At 60.8% G+C, this 16,609-nt stretch carries 12 protein-coding genes; 4 read left to right on the top strand and 8 right to left on the bottom strand.

The window, feature by feature from the left end:
• Positions 1-191 precede the first annotated feature (191 nt).
• The 6 genes from DEO48_RS08935 to betI all read right to left on the bottom strand — a co-directional run bounded on the left by DEO48_RS08935 (position 192) and on the right by betI (position 5,892).
• The gene (locus DEO48_RS08935) at positions 192-839 is read right to left on the bottom strand and encodes an anti-sigma factor domain-containing protein (RefSeq protein WP_109844948.1); all 648 of its coding nucleotides are present in this window, start codon (positions 837-839) and stop codon (positions 192-194) included.
• Complete coding sequence (locus tag DEO48_RS08940) at positions 836-1,390, bottom strand: RNA polymerase sigma factor (RefSeq protein WP_047061309.1); 555 nt, start codon at positions 1,388-1,390, stop codon at positions 836-838. The genes DEO48_RS08935 and DEO48_RS08940 overlap by 4 nt, the downstream gene beginning before the upstream one ends.
• A gap of 43 nt (positions 1,391-1,433) precedes the next feature.
• The gene (locus DEO48_RS08945) at positions 1,434-1,997 is read right to left on the bottom strand and encodes a fasciclin domain-containing protein (RefSeq protein ID WP_023334833.1); all 564 of its coding nucleotides are present in this window, start codon (positions 1,995-1,997) and stop codon (positions 1,434-1,436) included.
• Between the two features lie 143 nt (positions 1,998-2,140).
• Entirely contained in the window at positions 2,141-3,805 is a 1,665-nt protein-coding gene (gene betA, locus DEO48_RS08950) for a choline dehydrogenase (RefSeq protein WP_109844949.1), read from the bottom strand.
• Positions 3,806-3,818: 13 nt separating this feature from the next.
• Positions 3,819-5,291, bottom strand: coding sequence for a betaine-aldehyde dehydrogenase (betB, locus tag DEO48_RS08955; RefSeq protein ID WP_109844950.1), 1,473 nt, complete (start codon positions 5,289-5,291; stop codon positions 3,819-3,821).
• A 13-nt stretch (positions 5,292-5,304) separates the two neighbouring features.
• Positions 5,305-5,892 carry a transcriptional regulator BetI gene (betI, locus tag DEO48_RS08960; protein ID WP_032662864.1) on the bottom strand — a complete coding sequence of 196 codons (588 nt, stop codon included), beginning with the start codon at positions 5,890-5,892 and terminating at the stop codon, positions 5,305-5,307.
• Positions 5,893-6,020: 128 nt separating this feature from the next.
• On the opposite strand from betI, the gene betT reads away from it, so the two are divergent.
• The gene (gene betT / locus DEO48_RS08970; protein ID WP_023310695.1) at positions 6,021-8,054 is read left to right on the top strand and encodes a choline BCCT transporter BetT; all 2,034 of its coding nucleotides are present in this window, start codon (positions 6,021-6,023) and stop codon (positions 8,052-8,054) included.
• A 114-nt stretch (positions 8,055-8,168) separates the two neighbouring features.
• Here the strand turns inward: betT and entD are convergent, their stop codons facing one another.
• Together entD and DEO48_RS08980 are read right to left on the bottom strand one after the other, a co-directional pair.
• Positions 8,169-8,825, bottom strand: coding sequence for an enterobactin synthase subunit EntD (entD, locus tag DEO48_RS08975; RefSeq protein ID WP_109844951.1), 657 nt, complete (start codon positions 8,823-8,825; stop codon positions 8,169-8,171).
• Positions 8,826-8,906: 81 nt separating this feature from the next.
• A complete protein-coding gene (locus tag DEO48_RS08980) occupies positions 8,907-11,147 on the bottom strand; it encodes a TonB-dependent siderophore receptor (RefSeq protein WP_109844952.1) in 2,241 nt (746 codons plus the stop codon).
• A gap of 146 nt (positions 11,148-11,293) precedes the next feature.
• Between DEO48_RS08980 and fes the strand changes: the two genes are divergently transcribed.
• Genes fes through entF form a run of 3 tightly spaced genes read left to right on the top strand, consistent with a single transcriptional unit; the run spans position 11,294 to position 16,567 of the window.
• Positions 11,294-12,490 carry an enterochelin esterase gene (gene fes, locus DEO48_RS08985; RefSeq protein ID WP_109844953.1) on the top strand — a complete coding sequence of 399 codons (1,197 nt, stop codon included), beginning with the start codon at positions 11,294-11,296 and terminating at the stop codon, positions 12,488-12,490.
• A gap of 10 nt (positions 12,491-12,500) precedes the next feature.
• Positions 12,501-12,713 carry an MbtH family NRPS accessory protein gene (locus DEO48_RS08990; RefSeq protein ID WP_109844954.1) on the top strand — a complete coding sequence of 71 codons (213 nt, stop codon included), beginning with the start codon at positions 12,501-12,503 and terminating at the stop codon, positions 12,711-12,713.
• Positions 12,710-16,567 carry an enterobactin non-ribosomal peptide synthetase EntF gene (gene entF, locus DEO48_RS08995; protein WP_109844955.1) on the top strand — a complete coding sequence of 1,286 codons (3,858 nt, stop codon included), beginning with the start codon at positions 12,710-12,712 and terminating at the stop codon, positions 16,565-16,567. The genes DEO48_RS08990 and entF overlap by 4 nt, the downstream gene beginning before the upstream one ends.
• The last annotated feature ends 42 nt before the right edge of the window (positions 16,568-16,609 follow it).

The raw sequence follows: 16,609 nt of genomic DNA on the forward strand, positions 1-16,609 counted from the left end.
TGCAGGGAGAGTGTCAATAAAGTTTCAAATAATAAAATTCATTGCGGTGCTAATATTTAATTCTTATATGTAACAGTCAATATTATGTACAGGATTGAGTATTGAAAAATCTCTCTTTTCTTATCACGCGGGCGTAAATCCGGGGGAAGGCAGATTAAGATGCTCGCGGCCCTGCGAACAAGGCCGGAGGATTAAATCTTGCCGCTGTACAGCACGGGGCCGGTGGGTTGACCGGTGGGTGATCCCCCTTTAGGTTCAAGGCTTATGGCTATCATCGCGTCAGGGGTAAGGGTGTTGTTCCTGAGGGCAACATCAGTCGGTATATCACTTTGCAGCAGCCCAAGGGATATCGGAGCCTTCCCGGCAGGAATAAGCCAAAGCTGCAGGCTGTTTTGCGCCGCAATAGCGTTCGGTCTGAGCGGGGTGATGCTCAGATACTGGCGGCGGCTGTCCGCACTGACGATCCATTGCCCGTGCTGTTGGGCATCGTTGAGTACCATCAGCGGTGCGAGTTCCGGCGTGCGGGTGGAATACCAGGTCACGACGGTAACGGCGGCGAGGCCGGCAGCGACCATCCAGCCGAGATAGGGCCGGCTTTGGCGCAAAGGCTTTTTCGGTGGCAGATCGAGGGCGATCCTCTTCCACACCGTCTCGGGTGGGTGAACGGGCGCGAGATGACTGTCGAGCGTGCTGAACGTCTCCTGCCAGTACGCCACGCGGGCAGCCAGACCGGGCTCAGCGGCAAACCTCTTCTGGAACTGAAGCCGCGCCCCTCCGCGCAGAGTGCCGAGGGCATATTCCGCAGCCAGCATGTCATCGCGTTTTTCGCTGTCATTCATAGGCCCACGCACTCCCGAAGATGATCCATCGCGCGGCGGATCCAGCTTTTTACCGAGCCCACGGGCTGCTGGAGCCAGTCGGCAATGTCGCTGTGGGACATGCCCTGATAGTAGGCGAGCGTAATGCTCTGGCGCTGTTCCTGACTCAGATGATCCAGACAATGCCTGAGTCGTGCTGCCTGCGCGTCATCGTACCAGTTGTTTTGCTCATCGTTTTCGCTCAGCAGACTCTCTTCGGAATACGACTCCTCGCGGGCGGCAGCCCGGGTTTGCCCGCTGCGCAGCCAGTCAATACAGCGGTTGCGAACAATATGCGTAAGCCAGGTCATCGGAGAGCTCAGGGCGGCGTTATAGGTTTCGGCTTTACTCCAGACGGTGACAAAACAGTCGTGAAGGATCTCTTCTGCCCAGGCGCGATGGCGTAACATGCGCAGCGCGACGGCAAACAGATGCGGTGAAGTGAGTCGGTAAAGTTGTTCAAATGCGCGGCGATCGCCGTTTGCGACCGCCTGCATTAATTTCAACTGCTGTTCAGCCAACGCGTTATCCATGTTTTTCCCGGAAGGCAACGTCACACTTCCGAAGTATAGACAACTACTTAGGCATCAGGACGGTATCAATCACATCGATCACGCCATTTTTCTGATGGACGTCATAGGTGCTGATGTTCGCCACGTTACCTTTACCATCCTTGAGCTGAATATTGTGCGGGCCGTTACTCATGATCCACAGCGGTTGACCGTTAACGGTTTTCAGCTCCGCGTGGCCGCCGCCCTGTTTAATTTTCTGCTCCAGCGCTTTCATATCGTAATTACCCGCAACCACGTGGTAGGTCAGGATACTGGTGAGCAGCGCTTTATTTTCCGGCTTCACCAGATTGTCGACCGTACCCGCAGGCAATTTCGCAAATGCCGCATCGGTGGGCGCAAAAACGGTGAAGGGCCCTTTGCTCTGTAGCGTATCCACCAGCCCGGCCGCTTTGACCGCCGCCACTAGCGTGGTGTGATCTTTTGAGTTCACGGCGTTTTCAACAATGTTTTTGCTCGGGAACATTTCTGCTCCGCCCACCATCACGGAGCCTGACGTCATGGCCGCTGATGCGCCTGCACAGAAGAGTAAAGCGCTGGATACGAATGCAACACTGAGTAGCTTTTTCATCATTTATCCTCGGATTAAGGAGCAAAGGCGTTGCTCACATACTCACATACGAGGGCAGGGGGGAAACTGGATGCAGGCAAATGAAAATAAATTTTTGGCGGGGGAGTGAATTCCCTCTCCCCGGCGGGGAGAGGGGAAATGGCTTAGCGTCTTACCGGCGCCCCGTTCGCCACATAATACGCCGCCGTGCTCTTCGCCAGCGGCTCGCGCCCGCAGATTGCGTCGGCAATTTTCTCGCCAATCATAATAGTGGTGGCGTTCAGGTTGCCGGTGATGATCTGCGGCATGATCGACGCATCCACCACGCGCAGCCCTTCCAGCCCGTGAACGCGGCCTTCGCCGTCGACCACCGCCATCTCGTCGTAACCCATCTTGCAGGTGCCGCACGGGTGGAAGGCGGTTTCGGCGTGGTTGCGCACGAACTCGTCGAGCTGCTCGTCGGTCTGGCATTCGATACCCGGGCTGATTTCGCGACCGCGATATTTGTCCAGCGCGGGCTGGTGCATGATCTCACGGGTGATGCGGATAGCGTCGCGGAACTCCTGCCAGTCCTGCTCGTGGGACATATAGTTGAACAGGATCGCCGGATGCTGGTGCGGATCGCGGGACTTGATGCGCACGTGGCCGCGGCTCGGGGAGCGCATGGAGCCAACGTGGCACTGGAAGCCGTGCTCTTTAACCGCGTTCGAGCCGTTGTAGTTAATCGCTACCGGCAGGAAGTGGTACTGAATGTTGGGCCATTCAAACTCTTCGCGGCTGCGGATAAAACCGCCCGCTTCGAAGTGGTTGCTCGCGCCCACGCCGGTGCCGCCAAACAGCCACTCGGCGCCAATCTTCGGCTGGTTCCACCACTGCAGGGCAGGGTAGAGGGAGACCGGCTCTTTGCACTCGTACTGGAGGTACATCTCCAGGTGATCCTGCAGGTTTTCGCCCACGCCGGGCAGGTCGTGCACCAGCGGAATATCGAACTGCTTCAGCAGCTCCGCGCTGCCCACGCCGGAGCGCTGGAGGATCTGCGGGGAGGCAATCGCGCCTGCACACAGCAGCACCTCTTTATTCGCCGTCGCTCTGGACGGGATGGTGCTTTCGCCCTCCAGCCACTCGACGCCCACCGCGCGTTTGCCGTCAAAAATAATATGATCGGTCATGGCGTGAGTGCGGATGGTCAGGTTCGGGCGCTTTTTAGCCTGGTCCAGATAGCCGCGCGCGGTGCTGGCGCGTCGGCCCTGCGGCGTGACCGTACGGTCCATCGGGCCGAAGCCTTCCTGCTGGTAGCCGTTGAGATCGTCGGTGCGCGGATAGCCCGCCTGCACGCCCGCCTCCACCATCGCCTCAAACAGCGGGTTCACGCCCGGTTTCGAGGTGGTAACGCTCACCGGACCGTCGCCGCCGTGATAGTCGTTCGGCCCTACGTCGCGCGTCTCTGCCTTGCGGTAGTAGGGCAGGCAGTTGAGGTAGCTCCAGTGCTCAAGGCCAGATTCTTTGGCCCAGTTGTCGAGATCCATCGCGTTACCGCGGATGTAGCACATGCCGTTGATCAGCGACGAGCCGCCCAGCCCTTTGCCGCGTCCGCACTCCATGCGGCGGTTGTTCATGTAAGGCTCTGGCTCGGTTTCATACGCCCAGTTGTAGCGCTTGCCCTGCAGCGGAAACGCCAGCGCGGCGGGCATTTGGGTGCGGAAGTCAAAGCGGTAGTCCGGCCCGCCCGCCTCAAGCAGCAGGACGGTGGTGTTCGGATCTTCAGTCAGTCGCGTTGCCAGCACGTTGCCGGCAGAGCCGGCCCCGATAATGATGTAGTCAAATTGCAAATAAACCTCCCGGTTAAAATATGGACTGGAATTTACCCATCTCAACCTGGATGGACTTCACCTGGGTGTAGCTCTGCAGCGTCATCACGCCGTTCTCGCGGCCAATGCCGGAGTGTTTGTAGCCGCCGACCGGCATTTCTGCGGCGGATTCACCCCAGGTGTTGATCCAGCAGATGCCCGCTTCGAGCTGATGAATGGCGCCGTGCGCGCGGTTCAGATCGGCCGTGACGATGCCTGCTGCCAGACCGTACTCGGTGTCGTTGGCGCGGCGAATGGCTTCTTCATCGCTTTCATAGGTCAGGATGGACATCACCGGGCCGAAGATCTCTTCGCGCACGATGGTCATCTCGTCGGTGCAGTCGGTGAACACGGTCGGGGCAACCCAAGCGCCGTTGTCGAAGCTTTCGCCCTTCAGCACGTCGCCGCCGCACAGCACGCGCGCACCTTCCTCTTTGCCTTTGGCGATGTAGCGCAGCACGCTGTCGCGATGCGGGAAGCTGACCATCGGGCCGAAGTTGGTGCGTTCATCGAACAGATCGCCCGCGCGGATGCGGCCCACGCGCTCGACGATTTTCTGCTCGAACGCGGCCTTGAATTTCGCGGGCACGAACACGCGGGTGCCGTTGGTGCACACCTGGCCGGAGCTGAAGAAGTTCGCCATCATGGCGATGTCTGCCGCGAGATCCAGATCGGCGTCGTCGAAAATAATCAGCGGGGATTTACCGCCCAGCTCCATCGTCACCTCTTTCAGGGACGAGGCCGCCGAGTTGGCCATCACCTTTTTGCCGCTGGCAACGCCGCCGGTGAAGGAGACTTTCGCGATGCCCGGATGCTCGGTCAGGTACTGGCCGGTCTCCGCGCCCACGCCCGGCAGGACGTTAAACACGCCGTCCGGAACGCCCGCTTCGGTGTAGATTTCTGCGAGCTTCAGGGCGGTGAGCGGCGTCACTTCGCTCGGCTTGAAGATCATTGCGTTGCCCGCCGCCAGCGCCGGGGCGGATTTCCACAGGGCGATCTGGATCGGGTAGTTCCACGCGCCGATACCCGCCACCACGCCCAGCGGCTCGCGGCGGGTGTAGACGAACGAGGTCTCACGCAGCGGGATCTGGCTGCCTTCCAGCGCCGGGATCAGCCCCGCGTAGTACTCCAGCACGTCCGCGCCGGTGACGATATCGACGGTTGAGGTTTCGGAATAAGCTTTACCGGTATCGAGGGTTTCCAGCTTCGCCAGCTCATCGTTGCGCTCGCGCAGGATATCGACGGCGCGACGCAGAACGCGCGAGCGCTCCATGGCGGTCATCGCCGCCCAGATTTTTTGCCCGCGTTTTGCGCTTTCCACGGCGCGATCGACGTCTTCTCTCCCGGCGGCCTGTACGCTCGCCAGAACTTCACCGTTGGCCGGGTTGATGGTCTCGAAGGTGCGACCGCTGGTGGCGGAGGTATAACCACCATTGATATAAAGCTGCTGTTCTGCCATTCGGGACATAAATTCTCCTCGGTTATTCGGTCGGTAAATGCTGGCTGATGAAGTGGCTGGTGAGCGACTGCGCCAGGGTCTTATCCAGCGGCTTGCCGCTCAGCGCGGCGCGTAGCCACAGCCCGTCGATCAGCGCCGCCAGGCCGTAGCCCGCCTCTTCGGCCTGCTCGCGCGGCAGCTCACGGCGGAACTCGTACACCAGGTTTGACAACAAGCGACGGCTGCTCACCTGCTGCAGGCGGTAGAGCATCGGCTGGTGCATGCTGCTCGCCCAGAAGGCCAGCCAGGCCTTCATTGCCGCGCCGCTGGTCTGGGTTTCATCAAAATTGCCGCCGACAATTGCCTGCAGGCGCTGCTCCGCGCTGCCGTCCGGCAGGGCGCGTAAGCGGCTCAAAACCGCGTCGCGCAGCTGGCCGGTGATGTCGCGCATGGTCGCTTCCAGCAGACCGTTTTTGTCTTTGAAGTAGTGACTGATGATCCCCGTGGAAACGCCCGCCCGACGGGCGATCTGCGCGATCGTCGCGTCATGCATTCCCACTTCATTTATTGCTTCCAGCGTGGCGTCGATAAGCTGCCTGCGCCGGATCGGCTGCATCCCCACTTTGGGCATTTTTGCCACTCCATTCATCAGCGTTGGTAATACATTAAAGCGGTTTTTGATTGGACGTTCAATATAAAATGTGTCTTAATTGTTGCGGATTTGGATTTCAATAGTTACAAAAACAGTGGGGATACTGGATGACAGACCTTTCACAAGACAGAGAAAAAGACAAAATCAACCCGGTCGTTTTTTATACTTCCGCCGGGCTGATTTTGTTGTTTTCCCTGACGACCATCTTCTTTCGTGATTTTTCTGCCGAGTGGATTGGGCGCACCCTGAACTGGGTGTCGAAGACCTTCGGCTGGTACTACCTGCTGGCCGCGACGCTCTATATCGTGTTCGTGGTCTGCATTGCCTGCTCGCGCTTCGGCTCGGTGAAGCTCGGGCCTGAGCAGTCCAAGCCCGAGTTCAGCCTGCTGAGCTGGGCCGCGATGCTGTTTGCCGCGGGCATCGGCATCGATCTGATGTTCTTCTCCGTGGCGGAACCGGTTACGCAGTATATGCAGCCGCCGGAAGGGGCAGGGCAGACGATGGAGGCCGCGCGCCAGGCGATGGTCTGGACGCTGTTCCACTACGGCCTGACGGGCTGGTCGATGTACGCCCTGATGGGCATGGCGCTCGGATACTTTAGCTATCGTTATAATTTACCTCTCACCATCCGCTCCGCGCTGTACCCGATCTTCGGTAAAAAGATTAACGGCCCGATTGGCCACAGCGTCGACATTGCGGCGGTGATCGGCACCATCTTTGGTATCGCGACGACGCTCGGGATCGGCGTGGTGCAGCTCAACTACGGGCTGAGCGTGCTGTTTGATATCCCGGATTCGATGGCGGCCAAAGCGGCGCTGATTGCGCTCTCCGTCATTATCGCCACCATCTCGGTGACGTCGGGCGTCGATAAAGGCATCCGCGTGCTCTCCGAGCTGAACGTGGCGCTGGCGCTGGGCCTGATCCTGTTCGTGCTGTTTATGGGCGATACCTCGTTCCTGCTCAATGCCTTAGTGCTCAACGTGGGCGACTACGTAAACCGCTTTATGGGCATGACGCTGAACAGCTTCGCCTTCGACCGCCCGGTAGAGTGGATGAACAACTGGACGCTGTTCTTCTGGGCGTGGTGGGTGGCGTGGTCGCCGTTTGTCGGCCTGTTCCTGGCGCGTATTTCGCGTGGCCGCACCATCCGCCAGTTCGTGATGGGCACGCTGATTATCCCGTTCACCTTTACCCTGCTGTGGCTGTCGATTTTCGGCAACAGCGCGCTGCACGAGATCATCCACGGCAATGCAACCTTCGCGCAGGAAGCGATGGCGCACCCGGAGCGCGGCTTCTACAGCCTGCTGGCGCAGTACCCGGCGTTTACCTTTAGCGCCTCCGTGGCGACCATCACCGGCCTGCTGTTTTACGTCACCTCGGCGGATTCCGGCGCGCTGGTGCTGGGCAACTTCACCTCGAAGCTCAAAGACATCAACAGCGACGCGCCGAACTGGCTGCGCATCTTCTGGTCCATCGCCATCGGCCTGCTGACGCTCGGCATGCTGATGACCAACGGCATTTCGGCGCTGCAGAACACCACGGTGATCATGGGCCTGCCGTTCAGCTTCGTCATCTTCTTCGTGATGGCCGGGCTGTATAAATCCCTCAAGGTGGAAGACTACCGCCGCGTCAGCGCCAGCCGCGACACTGCGCCGCGTCCGATGGGCGCGCAGGACAGGCTGAGCTGGAAGAAACGCCTTTCGCGCCTGATGAACTACCCGGGCACGCGCTACACCAAACAGATGATGGAGACGGTCTGCTTCCCGGCGATGGAAGAGGTCGCGCAGGAGCTGAAGCTGCGTGGGGCCTACGTGGAGCTGAAAAACCTGCCGCCGGAGGAGGGAGAGACCCTGGGGCACCTGGATCTGCTGGTGCACATGGGCGACGAGCAGAACTTTGTTTATCAGATCTGGCCGCAGCAGTATTCAGTACCCGGGTTTACCTACCGGGCGCGCAGCGGGAAATCGACCTACTACCGGCTTGAGACCTTCCTGCTGGAAGGGAGCCAGGGGAATGATTTGATGGACTACAGCAAGGAGCAGGTGATTACGGACATTCTGGACCAGTATGAACGGCACCTGAACTTTATCCATCTGCACAGGGAAGCGCCGGGGAATAGCGTGATGTTCCCGGATGTTTGAGATTTGAGCTGAATAATCTATAAACGCATCGCCGTCGCCCTCAAGCCGGGTGGCGGCGATGCCTTACCCGGCCTACAAAATCGGTTTACCGTAGGCCTGATAAGCGCAGCGCCATCAGGCTTTTAGCAGCGTCCACACGTTCCCATCATTATGCTGCCAGACGAGGGTGAAGCGTTTACCTTCAGGATAGTCTCCAGCAGGGTGCGAAAGCGCCAGCGTGATTGTTTTTTCCGATAACTCAGTGACTCTCGCCCACTCAAACCCCATGTAAGTATTTACCTTCGGGAAGAGGGCTTTAAACAAACTCTCTTTGGCGCTAAAAGCCAGCGTCAACGCCAGCGCAAAGGAGGAGCCCGAGTGCGTCAGGCGCATCGCTTCCTGCGCATCAACGATGCCGTCCTGGATTTCGCGGGCTTCGTGGTCTGGAAGAATGGCTTCGCAATCAATACCTACGAGCGCATCTGGATGAGGGACGACAACCGCCATCGCCTGCGTGCCGCTGTGGGTAATGCTCCCCGAAACCCCTTTCGGCCAGAGCGGTTCGCCGCTGGGGCCGATGCCGGGGATCGCGCGTTCATGTATCGCACCGAGCGCATGCGCGGCGGCGATGCGGCCTGCCAGATGCTCGGCTTTGCGTTTGCTTCCGGCGTTTGAAAGCTCTGCGTGGTGGGGGAGCCAGAGGAGATCGGCATCGGTGAAGGTGGTGGGGGCGAAGGTGACGTGGTGGACGGTGTGGCCGGCAAGAATGAACGTGGTGTGGGTTGTGTGCATGTTTTTCCCTTCAGAATTGTGCGGCCTGATGCCCTCACCCCGGCCCTCTCCCATGGGGAGAGGGGGGAGTTACTGCCTGAATCAGAATCGCGTATTCACGCTCATGTACCAGGTACGGCCTGGCTCATTATACGTATACGCTCCCGCACCGTACATATACGCACCGGTGGTGGCATTACCGGTGGTCTGGGCATTACCCGCGCGCCACTGGCGCTTGTCAAAGACGTTATCCACGCCGCCGGTCAGACTAACGTTTTTGGTCATATCCCAGGTCGCGCTCAGGCCAACGATGCTGTACGGGCTGACTTCGTCTTTCTCAGATCCGGTCACCGGCTGACCTTTGTAGTTGTACTTCTTCGGCTGCTGCTTGCCGTACCAGGTAAAGGTCGACTGGAGCGACACGTCCTGATGAACCTGCCAGCTCAGGGTCGAGTTCAGCGTGTACTCCGGAATAATCGACAGACGATCGCCGGTCTCCTTGTTCTTGCTCTGCAGCATGTATGTAATATTGTTGGTCCAGTTAATGGTGTCGCTGACCGGTACGTTCAGGGAGCCTTCCAGCCCTTCGACCACCGCCTTCGGTACGTTTTCCCACTGGTAGATATCCGTCTGCACTTTACCGGAAGAGGTGTGACCAATCGGCGCGTAGCCCGCTTCAATCTTGTCGCGATAGTCGTTGCGGAACCAGGTCACGCCCGCCAGCCAGCCGTCGCGTTTCCATTCCAGACCAATCTCTTTGTTGATGCTGGTTTCGGCTTTCAGATCGTCGTTGCCCATCATGTAGCAGCCCACGCCGTCGGAGCTGGCGTAGCAGCCCTGGCCTTTGCTGTAGAGCAGGTAGTTCGGGTTGGTCTGGTACAGGCTCGGCGCCTTATAGGCGCGGGCGATCCCCATCTTCAGCGTGAAGTCATCCCCCAGACCCTGCGACAGGTTAAGTGACGGGCTCCAGTTGTTGCCGACGATGGTGTGGTGGTCGAAGCGCAGGGCAGGGGTCAGCATGGTGCTGTCGGTCAGCTCCATGTTGTTTTCGGCGAACAGAGAGAAAATCTCTGCCGACGTGTACGGGCTGCGGTCATTGCTCATGCCCGGAATGGTGCCGCCCTGCTGGGTTTGGGTGAAGGAGGTTGAGTCCTTCATGCGCTGCTGGTTCCACTCGGTGCCGAGCGTCAGGTTCTGGTTAACGAGGAAATCAATCGGCAGGTTGATTTCGCTGTGCAGCATCACGTCGGCCAGATCGGTGTCGGTGAATTTATTGCTGTTGAATAACCCTTCCGTCCCGCCCGCCAGACCTTCGCCCAGGCGGGAGTTGCGGGTGTGCTCGTACTGCGCCCAGCTGCTGGTGGTGATGCCGTTATCCCAGCCGCCGTTCCAGGTCACCGCGAAGTTCTGGCGGTAGATACGGTTAGTCTCTTTGCCGTAGTTCTTCTTCACCAGCGCGCTGTCGTTGTTGGTGTTCTGCGTGTCGCCCGCGTAGAGGTTGTTCTGGCGACTGTAGCCCGCTTCGAACTCCAGGGACTGCATGGGCGCGAAGTCCCAGCGCACCACGCCGTTGATGTCTTTGTTTTCCACGCCCTCGCGGCCTGCCGGCAGGGTGTTGGCGTAGGCACCGGTACGATCGGACTGGTGGCCCTGGTTGATATCCCACGCGTCGGCCTGGGTTTTGTCCAGGTTACCGAACATGCGGAAGCTGAAGTCGCCGCCCAGCGGGCCGCTCAGGCTGAAGTTGGTGCGTTTGGTGGAACCTTCGTCCTTGTGCTCTGGCGCGTTCAGGTAGGTGTTCCAGGAGCCGTGCCACTGGTCGTCGAATTTTTTGGTGATGATGTTCACTACGCCGCCTGCCGCGCCGTTGCCGTAGCGCGCGGCGGCAGGACCGCGGATCACTTCGATGCGCTCGATCATCTCCGGCGGCACCCAGCCGGTATCGCCGCGGGTGTCACGCTCGCCGCGCCAGCCCAGACGAATAGAGTTGCGGCTGGTGACCGGCTTGCCGTCGATCAGGATCAGGGTGTTTTCCGGCCCCATGCCGCGAATGTCAATCTGACGGTTGTTTCCACGCTGGCCGCTGGTGGAGTTCCCGGTGAGGTTAACGCCCGGCATGGTGCGGATGATTTCCGCCACGTCGCGCGCGGGCGGGTTTTTGCGGATCTCGTCGGCGGTGATGGTCGACACGCCCGGCGCCTGTAAATTCTGCTCGGCGGCGGTGATCACCATGGTGTCTTCGTGCTGCGCAGAGGCGGTGTTGTCGTCTGCCACGGCGGGCAGCGCGACACCATAAATCCCTAAATTGACCAGCAAGGCCAGAGAGTGAATCTTCTTATTCATTGTACGTCCCGCTTTTATGGTTATTTAATGAGCGCGCTTCCCACAGCGCGGGCATTACGCTATTGCAAATGCAAATAGTTATCAATAATATTATCAATAAAATTTGCTCTGAAACAAAAAAGACTGTGAAACATGGGGTTATAAGGGTGACGGCGTTAACAACGGGAAGTGAAGCCTGGTGGCAGTCGAAAAACGGGCCAGAATGGGAACGTCTGAAGGCGAATTATCGCGTCACCTTCTGGTGGCGTGACCCGGCAGGAACGCAGAAAACGTCAACGGTTAAACGCGTCTGGCTCTACATCACCGGCGTGACCGATCATCATCAAAATGCCCGCCCGCAATCTCTTGAGCGTATCCCGGATACCGACGTCTGGCAGTGGCAGGGCGAGTTCAGCCCCGAATGGCGCGGCAGCTACTGTTTTATCCCCTCCGATAACGAAAATGATTTTGCCAGCGAAGTATTTGAAGGCGAATTGCCGGACCGCATGGCGCTGCGCGAAGGCTGGCGCAAGCTGCTGCCGCACGCGGTGTCCGACCCGCTGAATCCTCAGAGCTGGCGCGGCGGGCGCGGTCATGCCGTTTCGGCGCTGGAGATGCCGGACGCGCCCGTTCAGCCCGGCTGGGACCGTCCCGATACGCCGTATCAGCCGCCGGTCTGCATTGAGTGGAACAGCGAGCGTCTCAACAACCGTCGCCGCGTGTGGATTTTTACCACCGGGGACGACGGCCCCGAGCGCCCGCTGGCGGTGCTGCTCGACGGGCAGTTCTGGGCCGAAAGCATGCCCGTCTGGCCTGCGCTGGCGTCGCTCACCACCGGGCGCCAACTGCCCCCTGCGGTCTACGTATTAATTGACGCGATCGACATGGAACACCGCAACCGCGAATTGCCCTGTAACCCCGATTTCTGGCTGGCGATACAGGAAGAACTTCTCCCTCTTGTAAAACATCTCGCGCCCTTCAGCGACCGCGCCGACCGTACCGTGGTCGCGGGCCAGAGCTTTGGCGGACTCTCTTCGCTTTATGCTGGCCTCAACTGGCCGCAGCGGTTTGGCTGCGTGCTGAGCCAGTCCGGCTCGTACTGGTGGCCGCACCGCGGCGGGCAGCAGGAAGGGCGCCTCATCGAACAGCTCAGAATCGGTGAGCTGGCCGCGAGCGGGCTGCGCATCGTCCTCGAAGCCGGGCGCAACGAGCCGCTGATTTTCAATGCCAATCAGGCGATTTATGCCGAACTACCCGCGCAGCAGGTTACCTGGCGTCAGGTTGACGGCGGACACGATGCGCTTTGCTGGCGCGGTGGGCTGACGCAGGGGCTGATGACCCTCTGGCAGCCGCTCATTCAATAACGGAGTCTGTATGGAATTCAGCAATCCTTTCGATAATCCGCAGGGACAGTTCGCCATTTTGCAAAACGACCGGGGGCAGTACAGCCTGTGGCCGGAGCAGTGCGAACTGCCGGCGGGGTGGCGCGTGGTGTGTGAGGCCCAGCCTCAGGAGTCGTGCCAGCAGTGGCTGGCCGGGCACTGGCGCACGCTTGAACCGTCCCATTTTGCGGAGGGGAGCGCATGAAACGTCTTCCTCTCGTCGCCGCCCAGCCGGGTATCTGGATGGCGGAACAGCTGTCCTCCCTGCCAAACGCCTGGAGCGTGGCGCACTACACCGAACTGAAAGGCGATATCGACGCGTCATTGCTGGCAAAAGCCATCGCTGAGGGCATGATGCAGGCCGATACCCTGCGGATGCGTTTTGCCGAGGATAACGGCGAGGTGTGGCAGTGGGTGGATGACACCCTCATTCTGCCGGAGCCGTCCATCGTTCGCGTTGACGACCACGCCGCCGCCGTGGCGCTGATGGAGGCCGATCTTCGCCAAAACCTGCGCGTCGACAGCGGGCAGCCGCTGGTGTTTCATCAACTGATTCAGGTGGGTGAAAGCCACTGGTACTGGTATCAGCGCTATCACCATCTGGTGGTGGATGGCTTCAGCTTCCCGGCCATTACCCGCCAGATCGCCGCGATTTACGCCGCGTGGAAAAAGGGTGAACCGATGCCCGCATCCCCGTTTACGCCGTTTGCCGAGGTGGTGGACGAGTATCAGCGCTATCGCGACAGCGAGGCGTACGAACGCGACGGTGCCTTCTGGGCGGAGCAGCGCAGGCAACTTCCTTCTCCGGTCTCGCTCTCTTCCGCGCCGCTGCCGGGACGCGCCGCCACAACCGATATCCTGCGCCTGAAAGTCACCGCCGACGGTCGCGCCTTTAGCCAGCTTGCGCAGGCGGCAGGACAGGCGCAGCGTACCGATCTGGCCCTTGCGCTGGTGGCGCTGTGGCTGGGCCGCCTGACCGGAAGGCTGGACTACGCCGCCGGGTTTATCTTTATGCGCCGCATGGGCTCCGCCGCGCTGACCGCGACCGGGCCGGTGCTTAACGTTCTGCCGCTGGCGGTGAATATCAACCCGCAGGAGAGCCTGCCGGCGCTGGCGCTGCGCCTGGCCAACCAGCTGAAAAAAATGCGCCGCCACCAGCGCTACGACGCCGAGCAGATCGTGCGCGACAGCGGGCGTGCCGCAGGCGACGAAGCCCTGTTTGGCCCGGTGCTGAACGTGAAGGTGTTCGATTATCAGCTGGATATTGACGGCGTGGAGGCCATCACCCACACGCTCGCAACCGGCCCGGTGAACGACCTTGAGCTGGCGCTGTTCCCGGACGAGCAGGGCGGCATGAGCATTGAGATCCTCGCCAGTAAGCAGCGCTACGACGAGGCGACGCTTTCCCGTCACGTCGCGCGCCTGAACGCGATGCTGATGCAGTTTGCGGCCAACCCGGACCTGCGCTGTGGCGAAGTGGAAACCGTTTCAGAGCAGGAATATCAGCAGATGGCGCGCATCAACGATACCGGGCTGGCGCTGCCGTCCACCACGCTGGCGGATCTGGTAGCAGAGCAGGCGAGTAAAACGCCGGACGCCCCCGCGCTGGCGGACGCGCATATTGAGCTCAGCTATCGTCAGATGCGCGAGCAGGTGGTCGCGCTGGCAAACCTGCTGCGCCAGCGCGGCGTGAAGCCGGGCGACAGCGTGGCGGTGGCCCTGCCGCGCTCGGTGTTCCTGACGCTGGCGCTGCACGGCATCGTCGAGGCCGGTGCCGCCTGGCTGCCGCTCGACACCGGCTACCCGGACGATCGTCTGCGGATGATGCTCGAAGACGCGAAGCCGTCCCTGCTCATTACCACCGACGAGCAGCTTCCGCGCTTTAGCGATCTGCCGATTAGTGCATTTAGTTACAACACCCTTTTACCGGCTACGGGTGCTGAACCGCTGCGGCTGGCGACGCCGGAGCAGACGGCGTACATCATCTTTACCTCCGGTTCGACGGGCCGCCCGAAAGGCGTGATGGTCGGCCATACCGCCATCGTTAACCGCCTGAAGTGGATGCAGGGTCATTACCCGCTGGACGCGACGGACGTGGTAGCGCAGAAAACGCCGTGCAGCTTTGACGTGTCGGTGTGGGAGTTCTGGTGGCCGTTTATCGCCGGGGCGAAGCTGGTGATGGCCGAGCCGGACGCGCACCGCGACCCGCAGGCGATGCAGAGCTTCTTCGCGCAGTACGGCGTGACTACTACCCACTTCGTGCCGTCGATGCTGGCGGCGTTTGTCGCCTCGCTGACGCCGGAAAACGTCGACTGCTGCAGAACGCTTAAGCAGGTGTTCTGCAGCGGCGAAGCGCTGCCGACCGAGCTGTGTCGCGAGTGGGAGCAGCTCACCCATGCGCCGCTGCACAACCTCTATGGCCCAACCGAAGCGGCGGTGGACGTGAGCTGGTATCCGGCGTTTGGGCCCGAGCTGGCGGCGGTGGAAGGAAACAGCGTGCCGATCGGCTTCCCGGTTTGGAATACGGGGCTGCGCATTCTGGACGCGATGATGCGCCCGGTGCCGTTCGGCGTGGCGGGCGATCTGTATCTCACCGGCATTCAGCTGGCGCAGGGGTATCTGGGCCGTCCGGACCTCACCGCTAGCCGCTTTATTGCCGACCCGTTTGCCCCCGGCGAGCGGATGTACCGCACCGGCGACGTTGCCCGCTGGCTGGACAACGGCGCGGTGGAATATCTCGGCCGCAGCGATGATCAGTTAAAAATCCGCGGACAGCGCATCGAGCTGGGCGAAATCGACCGGGCGATGCTGTCGCTGCCGGACGTGGCTCAGGCCGTGGCCCACGCCTGCGTGTTCAACCAGGCGGCTGCCACCGGCGGCGATGCCCGCCAGCTGGTGGGATACGTCGTCTCCGAATCCGGCTTACCGCTGGACCGCGACGCGCTGCTGGCGTCGCTCAAAGCCCAGCTGCCGCCGCACATGGTGCCGGTGGTGCTGCTGCAAATCAGCGCGCTGCCGCTCAGCGCGAACGGGAAGCTGGATCGCAAGGCGCTGCCGCTGCCGTTGCTGACGAGTAAAACCTCTGGCCGCGCGCCGGAAAGCGAAACTGAAATTGCCGTCGCGCAGGCATTTTCCGCGCTGCTGGGCTGCGAGGTGAACGATATCGAAGCCGACTTCTTTGCCCTCGGCGGACACTCACTGCTGGCGATGCGCCTGGCGGCGCAGCTTAGCCGCGCGTTCGAGCGCAAGGTTACGCCGGGGCAGATTATGGTCGCCTCCACGGTGAGCAAGCTCAGCGCGCTGCTGGACTCGCAGATGAGCGACGAGCAGGCGCAGCGTCTGGGGTATGAAAACCTTCTGCCGCTGCGCGAAAGCGACGGGCCGACGCTGTTCTGCTTCCATCCGGCGTCCGGCTTTGCCTGGCAGTTTAGCGTCCTGGCGCGCTACCTCAGCCCGCGCTGGTCCATTACCGGCATTCAGTCGCCGCGTCCGGACGGTCCAATGCAGCAGCGTGCGGATCTGGATGGAGTCATTGAGCATCACCTGGCTACGCTGCGTAAGCAGCAGCCGAAGGGGCCGTATTACCTGTTCGGCTATTCCCTCGGCGGCACGCTGGCGCAGGGTATTGCCTCCCGTCTGCGCGAGCAGGGAGAAGCGGTGGCCTTCCTCGGCCTGCTGGACACCTGGCCGCCGGAAACCCAGAACTGGTCGGAGAAAGAGGCCAACGGCCTTGACCCGGAAGTGCTGGCGGAGATCGAGCACGAGCGTCAGGCGTTTATTGCTGCCCAGCAGGGACAGGGCTCCAGCGAGCTGTTTAACGCTATAGAGGGCAACTACGCCGACGCGGTGCGGCTGCTCACCACGGCGCGCAGCGCACGCTTTGACGGCAAAGCGACGCTGTTTGTTGCCGAGCGCACGCGAACGATGGATCCGCAGGTCGCCTGGGCGCCTTGGGTGGCGGAGCTTGAGGTGTACAGCCAGGACTGCGCCCACGTGGATATCATTTCACCGCAGGCGTTTGAAAAGATAGGGCCGGTGTTGAGGGAGATATTGGGATAACGTCAAAAGCGCCTCCCAAAGGGCGAGGGGATGGTTTGCTCC

It is taken from the genome of Enterobacter sp. CGMCC 5087 (assembly GCF_003144775.1).
Lineage (GTDB): Bacteria > Pseudomonadota > Gammaproteobacteria > Enterobacterales > Enterobacteriaceae > Enterobacter > Enterobacter cloacae_M.